The organism is Amycolatopsis sp. GM8 (assembly GCF_021653975.1).
Taxonomy (GTDB): Bacteria; Actinomycetota; Actinomycetes; order Mycobacteriales; family Pseudonocardiaceae; genus Amycolatopsis_E.
This window is the reverse complement of record NZ_JAJKFK010000008.1, coordinates 278,149-294,471: the sequence shown is the minus strand read 5'-3', so window position 1 is coordinate 294,471 and position 16,323 is coordinate 278,149. Positions and strand designations below refer to the sequence as shown.

20 protein-coding genes are annotated in these 16,323 nt (G+C 69.2%); 2 read left to right on the top strand and 18 right to left on the bottom strand.

The window, feature by feature from the left end; all coding sequences use genetic code 11:
* Positions 1-53: 53 nt before the first annotated feature.
* From LOZ83_RS32585 to LOZ83_RS32575, 3 genes are read right to left on the bottom strand one after another with little or no spacing between them, the layout of a single operon-like run.
* On the bottom strand, positions 54-1,547 hold the full coding sequence (locus tag LOZ83_RS32585) for an NAD-dependent succinate-semialdehyde dehydrogenase (protein WP_236795599.1): 1,494 nt from the start codon (positions 1,545-1,547) through the stop codon (positions 54-56).
* A complete protein-coding gene (locus LOZ83_RS32580; protein ID WP_236795598.1) occupies positions 1,544-2,248 on the bottom strand; it encodes a type 1 glutamine amidotransferase domain-containing protein in 705 nt (234 codons plus the stop codon). Before LOZ83_RS32580 ends, LOZ83_RS32585 begins: the two co-directional genes overlap by 4 nt.
* Before the next feature lie 33 nt (positions 2,249-2,281).
* Complete coding sequence (locus LOZ83_RS32575) at positions 2,282-3,106, bottom strand: SDR family oxidoreductase (protein WP_236795597.1); 825 nt, start codon at positions 3,104-3,106, stop codon at positions 2,282-2,284.
* A gap of 147 nt (positions 3,107-3,253) precedes the next feature.
* On the opposite strand from LOZ83_RS32575, the gene LOZ83_RS32570 reads away from it, so the two are divergent.
* Together LOZ83_RS32570 and LOZ83_RS32565 are read left to right on the top strand one after the other, a co-directional pair.
* Complete coding sequence (locus LOZ83_RS32570; RefSeq protein ID WP_236795596.1) at positions 3,254-4,126, top strand: helix-turn-helix transcriptional regulator; 873 nt, start codon at positions 3,254-3,256, stop codon at positions 4,124-4,126.
* Between the two features lie 130 nt (positions 4,127-4,256).
* A complete protein-coding gene (locus LOZ83_RS32565) occupies positions 4,257-5,237 on the top strand; it encodes an AraC family transcriptional regulator (protein ID WP_236795595.1) in 981 nt (326 codons plus the stop codon).
* A 9-nt stretch (positions 5,238-5,246) separates the two neighbouring features.
* Here the strand turns inward: LOZ83_RS32565 and purB are convergent, their stop codons facing one another.
* From purB to LOZ83_RS32490, 15 genes are all read right to left on the bottom strand, one after another.
* A complete protein-coding gene (gene purB / locus LOZ83_RS32560) occupies positions 5,247-6,632 on the bottom strand; it encodes an adenylosuccinate lyase (RefSeq protein ID WP_236795594.1) in 1,386 nt (461 codons plus the stop codon).
* The gene (locus LOZ83_RS32555; protein WP_236795593.1) at positions 6,629-7,519 is read right to left on the bottom strand and encodes a GntR family transcriptional regulator; all 891 of its coding nucleotides are present in this window, start codon (positions 7,517-7,519) and stop codon (positions 6,629-6,631) included. The genes purB and LOZ83_RS32555 overlap by 4 nt, the downstream gene beginning before the upstream one ends.
* 1 nt (position 7,520) lies before the next feature.
* Positions 7,521-7,811: a putative quinol monooxygenase gene (locus LOZ83_RS32550; protein ID WP_236795592.1), complete on the bottom strand. Its 291-nt coding sequence runs from the start codon at positions 7,809-7,811 to the stop codon at positions 7,521-7,523.
* A gap of 7 nt (positions 7,812-7,818) precedes the next feature.
* Entirely contained in the window at positions 7,819-8,145 is a 327-nt protein-coding gene (locus tag LOZ83_RS32545; RefSeq protein WP_236795591.1) for a metal-sulfur cluster assembly factor, read from the bottom strand.
* A 4-nt stretch (positions 8,146-8,149) separates the two neighbouring features.
* A complete protein-coding gene (locus LOZ83_RS32540; RefSeq protein WP_236795590.1) occupies positions 8,150-8,515 on the bottom strand; it encodes an uL22 family ribosomal protein in 366 nt (121 codons plus the stop codon).
* Complete coding sequence (locus LOZ83_RS32535; RefSeq protein WP_236795589.1) at positions 8,512-9,747, bottom strand: NAD(P)/FAD-dependent oxidoreductase; 1,236 nt, start codon at positions 9,745-9,747, stop codon at positions 8,512-8,514. The genes LOZ83_RS32540 and LOZ83_RS32535 overlap by 4 nt, the downstream gene beginning before the upstream one ends.
* Complete coding sequence (locus tag LOZ83_RS32530) at positions 9,747-10,073, bottom strand: Rieske (2Fe-2S) protein (protein WP_236795588.1); 327 nt, start codon at positions 10,071-10,073, stop codon at positions 9,747-9,749. The genes LOZ83_RS32535 and LOZ83_RS32530 overlap by 1 nt, the downstream gene beginning before the upstream one ends.
* Before the next feature lie 14 nt (positions 10,074-10,087).
* Positions 10,088-11,149 (bottom strand): toluene hydroxylase, encoded by a 1,062-nt coding sequence (locus LOZ83_RS32525; RefSeq protein ID WP_236795587.1) that lies wholly within the window; start codon positions 11,147-11,149, stop codon positions 10,088-10,090.
* 11 nt (positions 11,150-11,160) lie between these two features.
* Positions 11,161-11,466, bottom strand: coding sequence for an MmoB/DmpM family protein (locus LOZ83_RS32520; protein ID WP_236795586.1), 306 nt, complete (start codon positions 11,464-11,466; stop codon positions 11,161-11,163).
* A 15-nt stretch (positions 11,467-11,481) separates the two neighbouring features.
* Positions 11,482-11,760 (bottom strand): toluene-4-monooxygenase system B family protein, encoded by a 279-nt coding sequence (locus LOZ83_RS32515; protein WP_236795585.1) that lies wholly within the window; start codon positions 11,758-11,760, stop codon positions 11,482-11,484.
* 1 nt (position 11,761) lies between these two features.
* A complete protein-coding gene (locus LOZ83_RS32510; protein WP_236795584.1) occupies positions 11,762-13,285 on the bottom strand; it encodes a toluene monooxygenase in 1,524 nt (507 codons plus the stop codon).
* Between the two features lie 15 nt (positions 13,286-13,300).
* Positions 13,301-13,774, bottom strand: a complete 474-nt coding sequence (locus LOZ83_RS32505) for a nuclear transport factor 2 family protein (RefSeq protein ID WP_236795583.1) — start codon at positions 13,772-13,774, stop codon at positions 13,301-13,303.
* Positions 13,775-13,785: 11 nt separating this feature from the next.
* Positions 13,786-14,220, bottom strand: coding sequence for an ester cyclase (locus LOZ83_RS32500; RefSeq protein ID WP_236795582.1), 435 nt, complete (start codon positions 14,218-14,220; stop codon positions 13,786-13,788).
* 27 nt (positions 14,221-14,247) lie between these two features.
* The gene (locus LOZ83_RS32495; protein WP_236795581.1) at positions 14,248-15,294 is read right to left on the bottom strand and encodes a type 1 glutamine amidotransferase domain-containing protein; all 1,047 of its coding nucleotides are present in this window, start codon (positions 15,292-15,294) and stop codon (positions 14,248-14,250) included.
* A gap of 463 nt (positions 15,295-15,757) precedes the next feature.
* Entirely contained in the window at positions 15,758-16,297 is a 540-nt protein-coding gene (locus LOZ83_RS32490) for a MarR family winged helix-turn-helix transcriptional regulator (RefSeq protein ID WP_236795580.1), read from the bottom strand.
* Between the last annotated feature and the right edge of the window lie 26 nt (positions 16,298-16,323).

Here is a 16,323-nt window from a genome sequence, read left to right as displayed (position 1 = left end):
TCGCCGCCGCAGCCGCCTGCTCCGGCGACCGGGGGCCGCTCCCCGTCGCGCCTCTATTGCCGCTGCGCGGAACCCGTGTGGATGGCGATGTATTTCTGTTCCAGATATTCGTCGATTCCGGTGTTGCCGCCTTCGCGGCCGATGCCGGACTGTTTCATGCCGCCGAACGGCGCACTGGGGTCCGACACGTAGCCGCGGTTGAGGCCCACCATGCCTGTTTCGAGTTGCTCGCTCATCCGGAGCGCCTGGCTCAGATCCCGCGTGTAGAGGTAGCCGACGAGGCCGAACTCGGTGTCGTTGGCGTCGTGCAGTGCCTCGGCTTCGGTGGTGAAGGTCCGGATGGCCGCGACCGGGCCGAAGATCTCCTCCCGGGTGATGCGGGTTCCGGCGGGGACGCCGGTGAGCACGGTCGGCGGGTAGAAATACCCCGCCCCGGCAGGGAGGAGTCCGCCGGCACGAACCTGTGCTCCCGCACCGACCGTTTCGTCGACCAGGCCTGCCACCCGTCGCCGCTGGCGCTCGTCGATCAGTGGCCCGAGATCGGTGGCCGGGTCCGTGCCGGGCCCGACGGTGATCGTGCGCATCCGGGCGACGAGCTTTTCGCTGAACTCCTCGGCGACAGCGGCATGGACGTGGAACCGGTTGGCGGCGATGCACGCCTCGCCGACATTGCGGAGCTTCGCCGTCATCGCACCCTCGACCGCGGCGTCGATGTCGGCGTCGCGGCAGACGATGAACGGGGCGTTCCCGCCCAGTTCCATCGAGGTCCGCAGCACGGTGCCGGCCGCCTGGGACAGCAGGAGCCGCCCGACGGGGGTGGACCCGGTGAACGACAGCTTGCGCAGCCTGCCGTCCTCGAGCAGGCGCTCGGTGATCGCCGCGGCCTGCGTGGTGGGGACGACATTGAGCACGCCGTCGGGGAGCCCGGCCTCGGTGAGGACCGCGGCCAGCGCGGCCGTCGTCAGCGGTGTCTGCGGCGCGGGTTTGACGATCATGGTGCAGCCCGCCGCCACGGCAGGCCCGATCTTGCGAGCGGGCATGGCCAGTGGCGCGTTCCACGGCGTGATCAGCAGGCAGGGCCCGACCGGTTGCCGCGTGACCAGCACCCGGGCGGTGCCGTCCTCGCTGACCTTCCAGCTCCCGTCGATCCGGACGGCCTCCTCGCCGAACCAGCGCAGGTAGTTCGCGCCGTAGTCGACCTCGGCCCGGGACTCGGTCAGCGACTTGCCCATTTCCAGGGTGATCAGCAGCGCGAACTCGTCCTTGCGCTCGATCAGCAGATCGTAGGCACGGCGCAGGATTTCGCCCCGGCGACGTGGCGGCACCGCCGCCCAATCCGCCTGTGCGGCAGCGGCGGCGTCGAGCGCGGCCAGCGCGTCGTCGGGAGTCCCGTCGGACACCTCGCACAGTGCCTGGCCGGTGGCCGGGTTCTCCACCGCGAATCGTCCGTCGCCGGTTGCCGCGCACCATCGCCCGTCGACGAGCAGCCCCTTTTCCACGCGGCTGACGACATCGGTTTCGGCCAGGGATGCGACCACGGGATTCATGCCTGCCCGGAAGCGAGCGCGGTGACCATGGCCTCGGCCATCGGCGCGCTCGAGGCCGGGTTCTGGCCGGTGAACAGGTTCCCGTCCCGCACGTTGTGCGGCTGGTACGCCGGTCCCCCGAAGTGCTTGGCGCCCTGCTCGCGCAGCCGGCTGGCCAGCAGCCACGGAGCGCCCTCCGCGGTGCCGAACAGCTGCTCCTCCTCGTCGGTGAAGGCCGTCAATTCGCGGCCGGTGAACAGCCAGTTGCCTGCCTGGTCCACAGCGGACAGAAGCGCGGCCGGGCCGTGGCAGACGGCTCCGATGAGCTTCCCCGCCGCGTCGGCTTCGGCCAGCAGGCGGCCGAGGGCGCGGTCCTGGTAGAGGTCGACCACGGGGCCGTGGCCACCGGGCAGGACCACCGCGACGTAGTCGTCGACGTCGATCTCGTCGAGCTTGAGCAGCGGCCCGAACTCCCGCAGGGCCTGCTCGGCGTGTGCCACGTATCGAGCGCAGTCCGGTCCGGCGACCTCGGGGTCGGCGCTGTGCGTGTCGAGCGGCTGCAGTACACCGCCAGGCGAGGCGAAGTCCACTGTGTACCCGGCCCGCACGAACTTCTCGTGCGGCGCGGCGAGTTCCTCGGCCCAGTACCCGGTCGGGTACTCGGAGCCGTCGTTGCGCTCCCAGACACTGGCGGCGGACATGACGATCAGGATCTTGCTCACGTGCGGTTCCTTCCTGTGGTGTGCCGGGGAATTTCAGGCGCCGGCGTGGTCGGTGGCGGCGGCGGTCTGTGTGGTGGCGTCGAGGTTGGCGCGTAGTGCGTCGACCTTGGCAGTGGCGTAGGCGTGAGCGTCCGAGCCGAGGAGCAGGCGCAGTGGGCCTTCGCCGGTGACGACGTGGCGGATGATGGCGTCGGCGCCTTTGACCGGGTCACCGAGCTGGCTGCCCTGCAGTTTCAGGTGGTTCTCGGTCATCTCACGCAACGCCGGGTAAGCGTCGGTGGCGGCGGCCGGCAGGGCGAGAGAGTCGGTACTGAGGAAGTCGGTGCGGAAGTAGCCGGGCTCGACGATGGTGACCTTCACACCGAGGTCGGCGACCTCACCCGCCAGCGCCTCGCTCAGCCCCTCCACCGCGAACTTGCCCGCACAGTAAAGCCCCCAACCGGGCACGGCGGTCAGCCCGAGGACCGAGGACACGTTCACGACATGGCCGCTCTTCTGTTCGCGCAGGACCGGCAGGGTGGCACGCACCACGTTCCACACCCCCACGACCTGGACGTCAAGCATGTCCCGGACGTCACCCGCGCTGGTCTCCTCCACCGCGCCCAGGAACCCGTAACCGGCGTTGTTGACCACCACATCGAGACCCCCGAACCGCTCGGTGGTCTCGCGCACTGCCTGACGCACCTCGTCCTCATCGCGCAGGTCCACGGTCAGCGGCAGCAGCCGGGACGTGTCGACACCGTCACCGAGGGCCGACAGCAGACGCTCCGTCGACCGGGTCGTCGCGGCGACCTGATCACCGCGGCGGAGCAGCTGTGCGACCAGTTCCAGCCCAAGGCCGCGAGAGGTACCGGTCACGAACCAAGTCGCAGGTCGATCGATCGGGAAAGTCATGGTCTCAGCGTGGCCGACCCGAAACCCTTGTGGGGGCTCATCTCGCGCCCTGCGCGACCTAGGACGCACAGGTCCACCCAGGACCGGAAAAGGGCGGGGATAATCGATGGCGTGCCGAATACCAATCGCGAACTCGCCGATTTCCTGCGGCGGGCCCGCGGCCAGATCGACCCCACACGAGCAGGCCTGCCACCCGACGGACGCGTACGCCGCGTCCCCGGCCTGCGCCGCGAAGAAGTCGCACGACTGGCCGGAGTGTCCACCGACTACTACGCCCGCCTCGAACAAGGCCGCCGCATCACCCCCTCAGCCGCCGTCGTCGCCGCGATCGGCCGGGCACTCGGACTCGACGCCGCAGGACGCGCCCACCTCGAAGACCTCATCGGGCTGACCTCGGCCGGGCCTGCCCGCCGCGATGTGCAGCGCGTGCGCCCCGGGCTCTACCAGCTCCTCGACGCCCTCGACGGCGAGCCCGCACTCGTGCTCGGGCGCCGCACCGACATCCTCGCCGCCAACCGGATGGCCAGAGCCCTGTTCACCGACTTCGACCGCCTCCCACCTGCGCAGCGCAACTACGCCCGCTGGATGTTCCTCGACGAAGCGGCCCGCACCCTGTTCGTGGACTGGCCCGACCAAGCCCGCGCCGCGGTCGAAAGCCTCCGCTTCGAGGTCGGCCGCGACCCGGACGACGTCGCCACGGCCGCCCTCGTCACCGAACTACGCGAACACAGCCGTGAGTTCGACCAGTGGTGGGAACAACACCGCGTACACCAACGCACCCACGGCTCCAAACGACTACGCCACCCACTCATCGGCGACCTCACCGTCGACTACGAAACCCTCACCCCACCCGGCGACCCCGACACGACGCTGTACATCTACACCACCGAACCCGACTCACCCTCACGGCGAGCACTCGACCTCCTCGCCAGCTGGACAGCCACCAGCCCGGCTGAACAGCAGGCCGACCACCCCCGCCAGTAGTCCGGTGGTTTGGGCATAAAACCGCGCCGATCCCGCAATCGCGCACCACTTCCGCGCGTTGACAGCGCCCTGGTGGCCCACGACACTGACATTTGGCCGGACAAATGTGCTGACTCAATGAGGAGTGGCGGTGTCTTCGCTTGAACTTGCTCCCGAGGAGCGTCTCGCCGCGGGCGACCTGATCGCCGAGATGCTGGCGAAGACCCCGGATGTGGGGCCCAACGAGTCAGGATGGCCGGGGCTGACGGCGTACCGGTTCGTGCAGCCGCAACAGGCTCAGTGGGCGGAGGTCCAGTCCCTCGCGCTGTGCTGTGTGATCCAGGGCCGCAAGCGGTTCGTGGTCGAGGGCGAGGAGTATTTCTGCGACCCCTTCAACTACCTGCTCTTCACCCGGGGCATGCGGTTCGAGGCCGAGATCCTCGAGGCGAGCATCGAGCGTCCCTATCTCTCGTTCGTCCTCCAGATAGACCCGGCCGTCGTGCGGTCGGTCTCGTCGGACATGGCGGACCGGCACACCACGACCTTCACCCGCCCGCCCATCCACATCGCGCCGCCGCCGGCCCATCTGTCCGGCGTCAACCAGAACCTCGTCGGCGCGGTGCTGCGCTTCCTGCGCTCACTCGCGGCGGGCGCGGACCAGCGGGTGCTCGCGCCGCTGTACCTGCGCGAGATCACCTACCGGCTCATGCAGGCCGAGCAGGTGTCGCGACTGCTCCATGCCGCCGCGACCGACCGCGAGAGCAATCCGGTCTCCGACGTCATCCGCTATGCCCGGGAGCACCTGGCCCAGCCGCTCACGGTCGCGGACCTCGCCCACCACGCGCGGATGAGCCCGTCGGCGCTGACCACCGTGTTCGCGGACGCGACCGGGATGGGGCCGTACCAGTTCGTGAAACGCATGCGGCTCGACCGGGCGAGCGCCCTGCTCATCGAGGAGGACCTGAACGTCAGCGAAGTGGCCCGCGAAGTCGGTTACACGAGCCTTTCGCACTTCATCAACGAGTTCAAACGCTATTTCGGGACGACGCCGCGCGGCTATGCCGAGGCCCAGCGCCAGGTCGTGGCGATGCGCGTCGACGAGGCCACGCGGCCGATCGCCGTGCGCGGCTGATCCGCCGCGTCAGCCCGCCGCCTCCTGGGCCTGGCGGGCCTTGGACCGGGCGAGCACCTGGTCGACCAGCGCCGGGCAGGAGCCCAGATAGGACTCCGGCACGAGCAGCGCGCCGAGCTGCTCGGTGTCGGTCAGTGACCGCACGGCGGGGTCGTCGAGCAACGTGTCGCGCAGCGTCCGCCCGGATTCCCAGGCGGTCATCGACGCCCGGTAGACGACTTCGTGTGCCTCGGTCTTGCCGAGGCTGCCCGCCAGGTGCATCATCGCGGCCTCGGACAGCATGAGGTCACCGAGCAGGTGCAGGTTCCGCCGGATCGCCCCGGGATGCACGGTGAGCCCGGCCAGCAGGCTCGTCACCCGCTCCAGCAGGCCCGAGGTGAGGACGAACGTCTGCGGGAGGGCCGACCACTCCACGCCCCACATGGTCATGTCGCGTTCGTGCTCCTGCAGCATCGCCGCCAGCATGTCGGCGGGCGCCTGCCGGGACAGGATCGCGTTGGAGACGACGAACTCGGCGAACATCGGGTTGCGCTTGTGGGGCATCGTGCTGCTGCCCACTTTGCCGTCCGTGAACGGTTCGGCCAGCTCGGCGACCTCGGTGCGCTGCAGGACGCGGATCTCGTTGGCGATCTTCCCGCAGGTGGCCGAGATCATCGCGAGCACGCAGGTCAGCTCGGTCAGCGTGTCGCGCGCGGTGTGCCAGGCGATGTCGGGCGCGCCGAGCCCGAGCCGGTTCATCATCAGGCGCACCAGCTCGGGGCCGCGTGGACCGAACGAGGCCAGTGAGCCGACCGCCCCGCCGAGCTGCCCGACGAGGACCCGGGGGCGCAGTTCCCGGATCCGTTCGAGATGCCGTTCGGTCTCGGCGAGCAGCACGGCGAACTTGAAGCCCAGTGTGATGGGCAGTGCGTGCTGGGCGTGGGTGCGCCCGACCATCGGCAGGTCGCGGTGCCGTTCGGCGAGACCGGCGAGCACGTCGGCAAGGCCGCGGAGCTCGCGCTCGGCCAGTGCCAGCCCGCTGCGGGCCTGCAGCACCAGGCCGGTGTCGGTGATGTCCTGTGTGGTCGCGCCGTAGTGGACCCACGCCCCGGCCTCCCCACATCGCCGCGCGAGCATCCGGACGACCGGAACCAGCGGGTGTGCGGTGCTCTCGATCTCCACGGCGACGGCGTCGAGATCGACGTCTTCGGCGCGCGCATTGGCGGCGATGACACGGGCCGCGCCGGCGGGTACCAGGCCGCATTCCGCCTGGGCCTCGGCGAGGGCGACCTCGGCGTCCAGCCACGACTGGATCATCGCGCGGTCGCTGAAGATCTCCTTCATCGACGCCGACGCGAAGAGTGTGCCGAGCACCCGCGAGTCGGTCAGATGGGCGGGTGCGCTTTCCTGCGTCACGTCGTTTCTCTCCGTTCGGGTGATCCGGCGACCGGGGTCCGGTACAGACGCACGCGGTAGCTGTAGTGCTCGGGCAGGTAGTGGTTGACGGCGAGTTCGACGGCACGTCCGGTGGCGTCGAAGTAGGTGCGGTCGATGCGGAGCATGGGCGTCGCCGGGGGAACGCCGAAATGGCCCGCGATCTCGGCGGGCAGCGGCGCCACGGTGATGACCTGTTCCGCCTCGGTGACGGGCTGTTCGGCGACGCGGTCGAGCAGCCCGACGACGGTGGCCCGGCGGATGACTCCGGGCTCGGTCAGTTCGGGCGTGCCGGACATCAGCTCCCCGAGGTCGGCCGGGAGGAAGACACGCGTCGAGCAGAACGCCGTGCCTTCGTGGATGCGCCGGAACGCGGCGGTCGTGACCTGGTCCGTGTCGAGGCCGAGGCGGCGCGCGGCGGCCGCGTCGACGGCCTCGTGCAGGGGCACGAGAAGCTCGAACTCGGTGTCGATGGCGAAACCCATGAGTTCCTCGATCGAGCCGAACTGCCGTAGATACCGGCCCGCGCGCGCACTGGCGAACGTGCCCCGGCCGGGGACCCGGTAGACCAGGCCCTCGCTCACGAGATCCTGGTACGCGCGGCGGACCGTCTGCCTGCTCAGCCCGCGTTCCCGGCTCAGCTCCTCTTCGGTCGGGAGCTTGACGCCGCCCGCGAACCGGTCGGCGAGGATGGCCTCCCGCAGCTCGTCCGCGAGCGACCGGTAGGCGACCGGCGACCTCGGGTGCCCCGCTGGGGTCCGGCTGGACGGCACGGCTACCGCTCCCCGCCGGAGCTGGCTGTCTTCGACATGCTGACGAGCATGTCGCACGGGATCGAGCTGCGTCGACGCGGCTGCCGGAGTCACCATGTCAGTACTCCAGCGGCTCGTAGAACGCGACCTGGCGGTCCGCGAGCAGGGGATGGATGCGGGCGCGGGCGACGGCCTCGTAGTGGGGCGACGACAGGTGCGCGTCGAGTTCCTCCTGTGCCTGGTAGATCTCGTGGAGCACGAACTCACCGGGCTCGTCCCGGTTGCGGTAGACCGTGAAGCCGGCGCACCCGGGTTCCGCACGCACGATGGGCGCGTACTCCCGCAGCCGCTGGGCGACTTCCTCTTCGGTTCCCGGCCGCGCGAGGTAGCGGCCGACGACGGCGATCATCGGCGGCTCACATCGAGAACCCGATGGCGCGCAGCTGGTCGCGGCCGTCGTCGCTGATCCGGGCCGGGGTCCAGGCCGGCGAGAAGACCCACTCGACGCGCACCGCGGCGACGATGCCGCCTGCCACGAGCGCCGTGTGGATCTGGTCCTCCATGATCCCGGTCAGCGGGCAGGCGGGCGAGGTGAGGGTCATCCGCAACGTCGCGCTCCCCTGCTCGTCCACCTCGATCCCATAAAGGAATCCGAGGTCGACGACGTTCACGCCGAGGTCGGGGTCGAGCACGTCACGAAGTGCCTCGCGGACGCGCTCCTCGACGGTGGTGGTGACGGTCATGGCTTCAGTCCTTCCTCACATCGGGCGGGACAGCACTCAGCTCGACGCGGATGGCCGTCGTGGCCGTGGTGATCCAGTCGGCGTTCCCGTGCGCGAGCCTGCGGACCCGGGTGACGGGATCGCCCGCCCCGACCTCGGACGCTGTGATCGTCAGCGACTCGCCGCCCAGTCCGAGCACGCGCCCGGCTTCGGCGAGGGCGTACCGGAGCACCCGCGCCACCGGCGGGCAGGTGGTGCCCGCCGAGAACTGCAGTGCGAACAGGGCGTCCGCCGCGGTTATGTCCCGCACCCTGGCGAGTGCGCGCGTGGCCTCCGCCTGGCTGATCCGCGCCGTCCGGGTGCCGGCGGAGACGGTCGGCGTGGTGATCATCGGTGACTCCTGTCGACGGCGAGGCGCTTGAGGTTCACCGACTCGTCGGCCAGCTGCTCCGGCGTCACGAGCGCCGCCGACCGAATCAGCCTCTTGCCGGCGAGGATGTCGGCGCCGCGGTCGAGGGCGAACACACCGCGCACCCGTCCCCCGGACAGCGAGAAGACCGAGAAGCGGCGGTCGGCGGGCGAACCGCGCACGACGGTCCGGTCGCAGTCGTCGCCGCGTCCGATCGCCTGCAGGCTGTGCTCGTACTGGTCGGACCAGAACCAGTGCGGATCTTCGTAGAGTTCTTGTGCGCCAAGCATGTTGCGGGCGGCGACCGCGGCCTGCCTGATGGCGTTGTCGTGGTGCTCGACCCGGATTCGCCTGCCGTAGCGGGGATGCTCGTGTGAGGCGACGTCGCCGGCGGCGTACACCTCGGGAGCGGATGTGCGGCAGTACCCGTCGACCACGATCCCGCCGTTGACGTCGTCGAGGGCGACCTCCCCGCGGGCCACGAGACCGGTGGACGGCACGAGGCCGATGGCGACGACCAGCGTCGCGCCTTCGAGCCGGCCGCGGTCGGTGGTCACGAGGACACCGTCATCGCCGGCGTGGACCGACTGCACGGTCTCTCCCATGCGCAGCTTCACACCGTGGTCGCGATGGATGCCCGCAACGATCCGGCCCACCTCGTCGCCGACCACGCGCTGCAGGGGGTGATCGGCCATCTCCAGCATCGTGACGTCGACGCCCAGCTTGCGCGCCGAAGCGGCGACCTCGCAGCCGATGAACCCGCCGCCCAGCACGATCACCGGCTCACCGGTGGCCAGCCGCTTCGCCAGCGCGCCGGCGTCGGCCAGGTCCCGCAGATAGCGGACCCGGTCGTGGTCCACGCCGGGAAGACGCCGTGCGGTGCCCCCGGTGGCGATCAGCGCGCTGTCGTAGCCGATCCGCTCGCCACCGGTCAGCACCAGCGCGTGCGCCGCGGTGTCGACCGCGGCCACCCTGGTGCCCAGCCGCAGGTCCACCCCGAGGTCGGTGTACCAGTCCCGTGGATGCAGCTGGAGTTCGCCCGCGCCGGTCGCCCCCGTCAGGAAATCCTTCGACAGGGGCGGCCGCTCGTACGGCGGCACGTCCTCCGCGCTGACGATCGTCACAGAGCCGTCGAAGCCGGCGGCCCGCAGCGCCCCGGCGGCCGAGGCCGCCGCCGGACCGCCACCGACGATCACACATCTGGACATCGTCATCACGTCACCGCGACCCAGATCGTGCCGCCCTCGACCTTGGCCCGGTACGAGACGAGCGCACAGTCGGCGGGGTTGATCCCGCCGCCCGAGCGTGCGTCGAACTCCCACAGGTGCCGGGAGCAGGTGAGCGTGCCGTCCTCGAACTCCCCCTCGTCCAGTGCCCATTCCTGGTGGGGACAACGGTTGAGGTACGCGCGGACTTCGCCGTCGACGTTCAGCAGAAGGACGCTGGTGCCGCCGACGACGACGGGCGTCATGTCGCCTTCCCACAGTTCGGCCTCGGCGAGCGCGGGCCGCCAGGCCGTGGTGGCGGGGGCATCGTTCACGGGAGCCACCGCTTTCACCCGGCCGACACAGCGGTGCCGAGACCGAGGTCGCCGAGGAAGGAGACCCGCGCCTCCCTGGCCTCCGCGGCCACACTCGCCGCCTCGCGTCCGTGCTCGGGCAGGGTCTCCAGCAGCGTGCTCAGACCGTCGGCCGCGGCGTCGGCACGCGGGGACCACTTGCGCACCCACTTTCCCAGGACCTCGGCGTTCTCCGGCCGCTGCGCCAGCGCGTACCGGGCCAGCGCCCCGGACCAGCGGGCCCGGCGTTCGGCGTCCTTACGCAGGTACGCGGTCAGCAACCAGGTCAGCTCGTCGCCGTTGTCACGGGCCAGCTCGCCGAACTGGCGCAGCAGCACGTCGTCCAGGGTCGGCAACAGCACGAGATTGAGCGCCGTGAACGCCTCGCCCCAGTCGTACGCGATCAGCGCCAGTTCGATCGCCTTGCGGGCGGGCTGCCAGGCCGCCGACTCCTCCCACACGCGCCGCTCTCCGGTCGCGAACCCCTGATCGGGATCGGTGAGCTGCAGTTCCCGCGTGCGGTAGGAAATCTGGGTGACCCGGCGCAGGAGGTCCGCGGCCGAAAGGGCCGCCGCATTGGTGATGTACGACGACGGCGCGATGTAGCCCAGGTAGGCCTCGACCTGCTGGGAACCGTGCAGCAGATACCTCACCGGGGTGTAGGCCTGCGACAAGGTGCGCCGCCACCGCGGCGACAGCGCGGCGTCCGCACCGGCGGCGGCGTACTGCTCGAGCAGGCCGTTGACCCGGGTCTCCTGCTCGTCCTGCAGCATCACGTAGCTGCGGTAGGTGTGGGAGTCGGGATCGCGGAACCCGTGCCAGTCCTCGGCTTGCAGCGGCGACCGGTCCCGGTAGGTGCTGATCCACAGGTTGCCGGGCGAGGACGGGTTGCCCTCCAGCGGCGACTTGCGGCCCTCGCGCAGCGTCCAGTTGGTGCCGTGCGTGACGATTTCGTATTCGCTGGGCCGTTTCCTGATGTCGCCGAAGGCGCTCCAGGTCCGCAACCGGGGCTTCCGCGGGGCGGACGGCGCCGCGTCGTTCGCATGCGTGTCGGTCATGTCGTTCTCCTTCAGCCGACCGGTTCCTGTGCCGCGGGACGGGCGCCCAGCGACCATTCGACGGAGTCGCTCGTGGTGTGGATGCGGCCGGAGAACGACGACATGATCGCCTCCAGCGAGCGGATTTCGAAGGTCTCCCCGAGATGGCGTTTGAGGGACCCGGCGGTCACCCGCAGGTGCCCGGAGGCGTGGATGCGGACGTACGAGCCGCGGTCGATGACCGCGATCTCGCGGCCCGGGTTGTCATCCTCGATGGCCGCGGCGATCAGGTCCACTTCGTCGCACATCCGCAGGATCGGTCCGACAGGGTTGTCCATGGCAAGGTCTCCAGCTCAGTCCTGGTATTCGACCCGCACGTGGTCGAGCGGGGCGATGCCCGCTTCGGCGACGGTCAGGTGCATGGGCACGATCCGGTCGTTGTGATAGACGACCTTCGGCTTGTCCTGCTTGCGAACCCGCCGTCCTTCGCTGTGCGAGGCGACGGTCTCCGCGAGCTCCGCGATGGTGTTGCCGGACATGATCGGCAGCAGCAGTTCGGTGTAGTCGTCCGCGAAGATGGCGTTGAGGGGCACCAGTTGCCGGGCCTCGGCCGTTTCTGTCGTGTCGGTCATCTCAGCGCGCCCCCACCAGCAGCCCGGAGCCGGTCGCCCGGGGGTCGGCGAACGACTTGGCCCACGCGTAGCCGTGCGCGTCGTCGCCCATGACCTCCGGGGTCAGGCCCATCCAGCCGAGCACGCCGGGCAGGTCCATCGGCTGGATCTCACCCGCCAGGAACCGGTCGACCACGGTGGCGTGGTTGACCGCGTCACGGTCCTCCCACCAGATCTGCCGGCAGCCCTTGGTGCAGAAGTAGTAGGTCGTCCCGTTGTGCTTGAGCGGGTAGTTGCGGGTCTTCCACTTGCCGTCACGGCCGTAGACCGGGTTGATGTTGGGCAGGTGGCACATGCTGCACAACCACGGCAGCGTCTCGGGCAAGGTGGCCTCGATGTTGCCCGCGTTGATGTTCTCCGCGATGACGGTCCACTTGTCGAGGTAGAACTTGTCCCAGTCGGGGTACTTCTCGCGCAGCCACTCGCGCGACTCGGCGTCCACGCCCCCGGCGGGCTTCCACCAGATCGTCGGCCGGTAGTTCCAGAAACCCAGGTGCAGCGAGTGGTGCCAGGTGTCGAGCCCCTGCATGAACTCGTCCCAGTACCACGGCCTGCGCAGCCCGTAGTCCTGCAGCGTCCGGACGAACTGGTCGATGATCCACTCCTCCATGAACTCCCGGTAGGACTGCCGCCGGTGCTCGACCGGGGTGTAGTAGTCCATGACCGGCCCGGTCAGCGCGGCGAAGGCGCGGGCGGAGAACCAGAAGTACTTGTCGATCGTCCACTGTGCACGGACCGGGTCGTGCTCGACGAGCAGTTCCAGGGTCGGCCCGCCCTGCTGGGCGTGCCGGGCTTCGTCGGTCTGGATCGAGCTGATCATGTTGGCGAAGTTGATGTCGCCCGCCTCCAGCGCGTCCGAGGAGAGCGCGACGAACTGCAGATTGGTGAAGCCGGTCTCGAAGGTCATCGGCAGCTGGATCGCCAGGTCGACGACGTCGGGCCCGATGACCATGCCGTCGAACAGGGTGCGCAGTGAGATCGAGGCCCAGTCGTTGGTGTGGAAGGCTTTCTGCGACCAGTCGTACTGCGGGTCCTTCGCGACGAACTCGTGCCCGAAGAACAGGGTGATCTGCGCGTGCCGCATCTCGTCGAGCGCGCCGAACACGGCCATGTTGCGCCAGGCCGGGCTCAGCCCGAAGCGCGCCATCTTCAGCTCGCCCAGCAGGCCGGCGTACTCCACCAGTGACACCCCGCCGAAGTGCATCTTCGTCGCGGATTTCCAGCCCTCGTCAAGGGTTTCGAAGGTCCTCGACCGCTGCAGCGCGGCCTTCACGGCGTAGGCGGAGCTCTCCTTCTCGCGCTGGGTGGCGACGTAGTCGGGGTAGGAGACCTTGTAGCTCTCTTCCCATTTCGACCAGGCCTCGCGCGGGATCTTCCCGGTGCCCGACTGCCAGTCGGGGTACACGGCGTCGTCGTCGACGTAGCCGAACGTCCAGTCGACGTCGCGGACGATGCCCTGCCATTCTTCGCGCTTCAGCAGCGTCACTGTGGTGTCCTTTCCCTAGTCGACTTCGAGGTGGCCGAGCTGGCGCGAAACACCGGCACAGTCCCAGTACGCGGTGATGGAATCGAGCAGGCCGGCGTCGTCGGTGTGCATGACGAACAGGTGTGGTTCGGAGAAGCGCTGCCCCTGATTGGCGATCGTGCCCCACGGCGCGGCCTGGGTGCCCGCCAGCACGACCTGGGCGGCGATGTTGCCCGCGTCGTCGGCCGTGATCCGCTGGACCGTGTTGGTCAGGTCGGGGAACGCCGCGATGAAGCCCGACCACAGCGCCTTGCCGATCGTCGCGACCTTCCCGGCGCCGCGCATGACCCGCTGCCGCCCCCACATCTCGAACGGGATGTACTCGAACACGGCGGTGTCGGAGCACAGCCCGACCATCGTCTCGACGTCCCGGTCGCGGTAGGCGTCGAAGAACGCGGCCGCCGCGGTGACCGCATGGCGGGAGCCGATTTCGTTGCTGGTCAAGGTCATCGTGTCCTCCATCAGACGATCGCGACCTGGTCGAGCCGCTTCACGGCGAGGCGGCGATAGAGCTGGTTCTGGCACCAGTAGCCAGTGATGGCGCCGATGCGCCCGGCCTGCCCTTCGAGCAGCCAGACCTGGTCGACGTCGCAGTGCTTCTCCTGGTTGATCACGCCGAGGTATTCGGCGCTCTGGGTACCCTCCATCGAGACCTCGGTGACGGTGACCCCGTCGTCGGTGGTGAACGACTTCACCACGGTGAAGCGGATGTCCGGGAAGGCGGCGATGGTCTGCTCGAAGAATTTCCTGGCGTCCGGTTTGGACCCGAGGATCCCGGCGGGCGTGATGGTGACCTTGGCGTCCTCGCCGACGAGTGCGAACGCCGAGTCGACGTCGCGGTCGTTGATATGCGACCAGAATGCTTCGCCGGCCGGACCGGTCTCGGATGCTGTCACGGGTGGCTTTCCTTCCTGTGCCGGGTTTCAGAGCAGATTCAGCGACTTCAGGACGGCGTCGGCCACGGCCTCGGACGAGTTCGGGTTCTGGCCCGTGATGAGGTTGCGGTCCACCACGACGTGCGAGGTCCACGGTGCGCGCGCGTCGTCGAAGACCGCGCCCGCGTTGCGCAACGCCGACTCGATCTGCCACTGCACCTGACCGGTGGGGCGTTCGGCGCCGTCCGCGACGGGGCGCGCCGAAGGCTCGGTCTGGTACTCCTCCTCGTTCGTGATCGCCGTGACACGGTACCCGTCGAAGAGCCAGGTACCGTCCACTTTGGCCCCTGCCGACAACAGCATCGCCGGGCCGTGGCAGAGCGAGGCGATGGGCGCCGACGCCTCGTGCAGGATCGCGAGCAGCCGCCGCACATCGGGGTTGTCGGCCAGATCGACCATCGGGCCGTGCCCGCCCGGTGCGAAAACCGCGTCGTACGAGGCCATCTGCTCGTCGGACATCTCGCCGAGGTTCAGCGGATGCCGGAATCCCGGGATTTCGGCGAGTGTCCGGGCAACACGGGCGGACTCCGCTTCGCTTTCCGCGATCACCTCGCCGATGCGCTGCCCGATCTCGGCCCTCGTCAGCGGGCAGGCCGGCCCGGTCAGCGTGTCGGCGAACTGCCGGTCCCGCTCCCACGAATCCTTGGCCGCCTTGCTGATCAGCTCGCGAGCCTCGACCGGGGAGAGCCCTTTGCCGCGCAGTGCCTGGAAGATCCGGCGCGCGCCGATCAGGCCGAGCTCGGTGATGTGGCGCAGGGTGAGCCGGATGTCGTCGATGTCGTGGGCGAAGGTGCGGGTGATCGTGCCCAGGAAATCCTCGTCCTCGTCCGGGTAGTGGAAAATCGGTTCCAGCCCGTAGGGATCGATGTTCGGCGGGTTGCCGTCCGGCGTGACGACGTCGAAGTCCAGCCCGGCCTCGACGAAGCGCTCATAGGGCGTCAGTGCCTCCTCGGCGAAGGTCCCGGTCTCGTACGTGGTGCCGTCGTCGAGCGGGAGCACTCGCGCACTCGACACCAGGAACATCAGTCGTGGCATCGCCACTCCTCCAAAGTCCGGCGGATTCGGGTGGACCAATTCACGAATTCGACAGTAGAAGTGGCCGGTCCGGGGTACTAGCCCGGTTTCACCGGAAAAGTTGCCCATTCGCCGTCGCGACACGGGCAGCGGATAGTCGTTGGCAGTCAACGGATATCGATCCCGGCGGCACCTACCGTCCTCGGTATGGAAGACGCAGTGAACGACGAAGCGGCGGTCTCCGCCGAGCGCATGCGTGAAGTACCGGGCCATTTCGCGTCCGGGGTCGTCGTGATCACGGCCGTCAACGCAGCCGGCCCGGCCGGCTTCACGTGCCAGTCGTTCGCGTCGCAAACATGTGCGCCGAACAGTTCTGAACTGCACTCAACGACTCTGAACGAACCCGCGCCGACCTGCGGAAGTTGCGTTTCCGCAGGTCGGCGCAGTATCGCGTCCTTGGTTAACACCGAAGAGGGACGTGATCTCAGGCGTCACCGCGTGCGGCGGCTGGGGCTCCGGTGTCTTCGGCGGACAGCAGGACCTTGCGGAGCTCGTCGTTGAGGCGGCGTTGCGCGGCCGGGCCGAGTGCCGACAGTAGTGCGTATTCGGCGTCGGTCTTGAACGCGAACACCTCCAGGGCGCGCTTCTCCCCCGCCGGGGTCAGGGTGACCAGGACGGAGCGGCGGTCGCCGGGGTCGAAATCGCGGGTGACCCAACCGTTGCGTTCCAGCCGGGTGACCCGGTTGGTGACCGCGCCGGAGCTGAGTTGCAGTTCGGTCATCAACTGGCCGGCCGAAAGCCGGTGTTCCGGCTCCGTCCTTTTCAGACATGCCAGCATTTCCAGCTCCCACAGCTCGATGCCGTGCGGCGCGAGTTCGCGCTTGATCTCGGTTTCCAGCCGGTGGGCCAGCCGGCGCACCCGGTACGCGAGGGCCTTGGCCTGCATCACTTCGGGGTCGTGCCGGTCGGCGACGACTTCGGTCAGTCTGTCCACATAGTCCTGTCGTCCACTGCTGCGCGCCATGGCCCGATCCTAACCGAGAGAACATC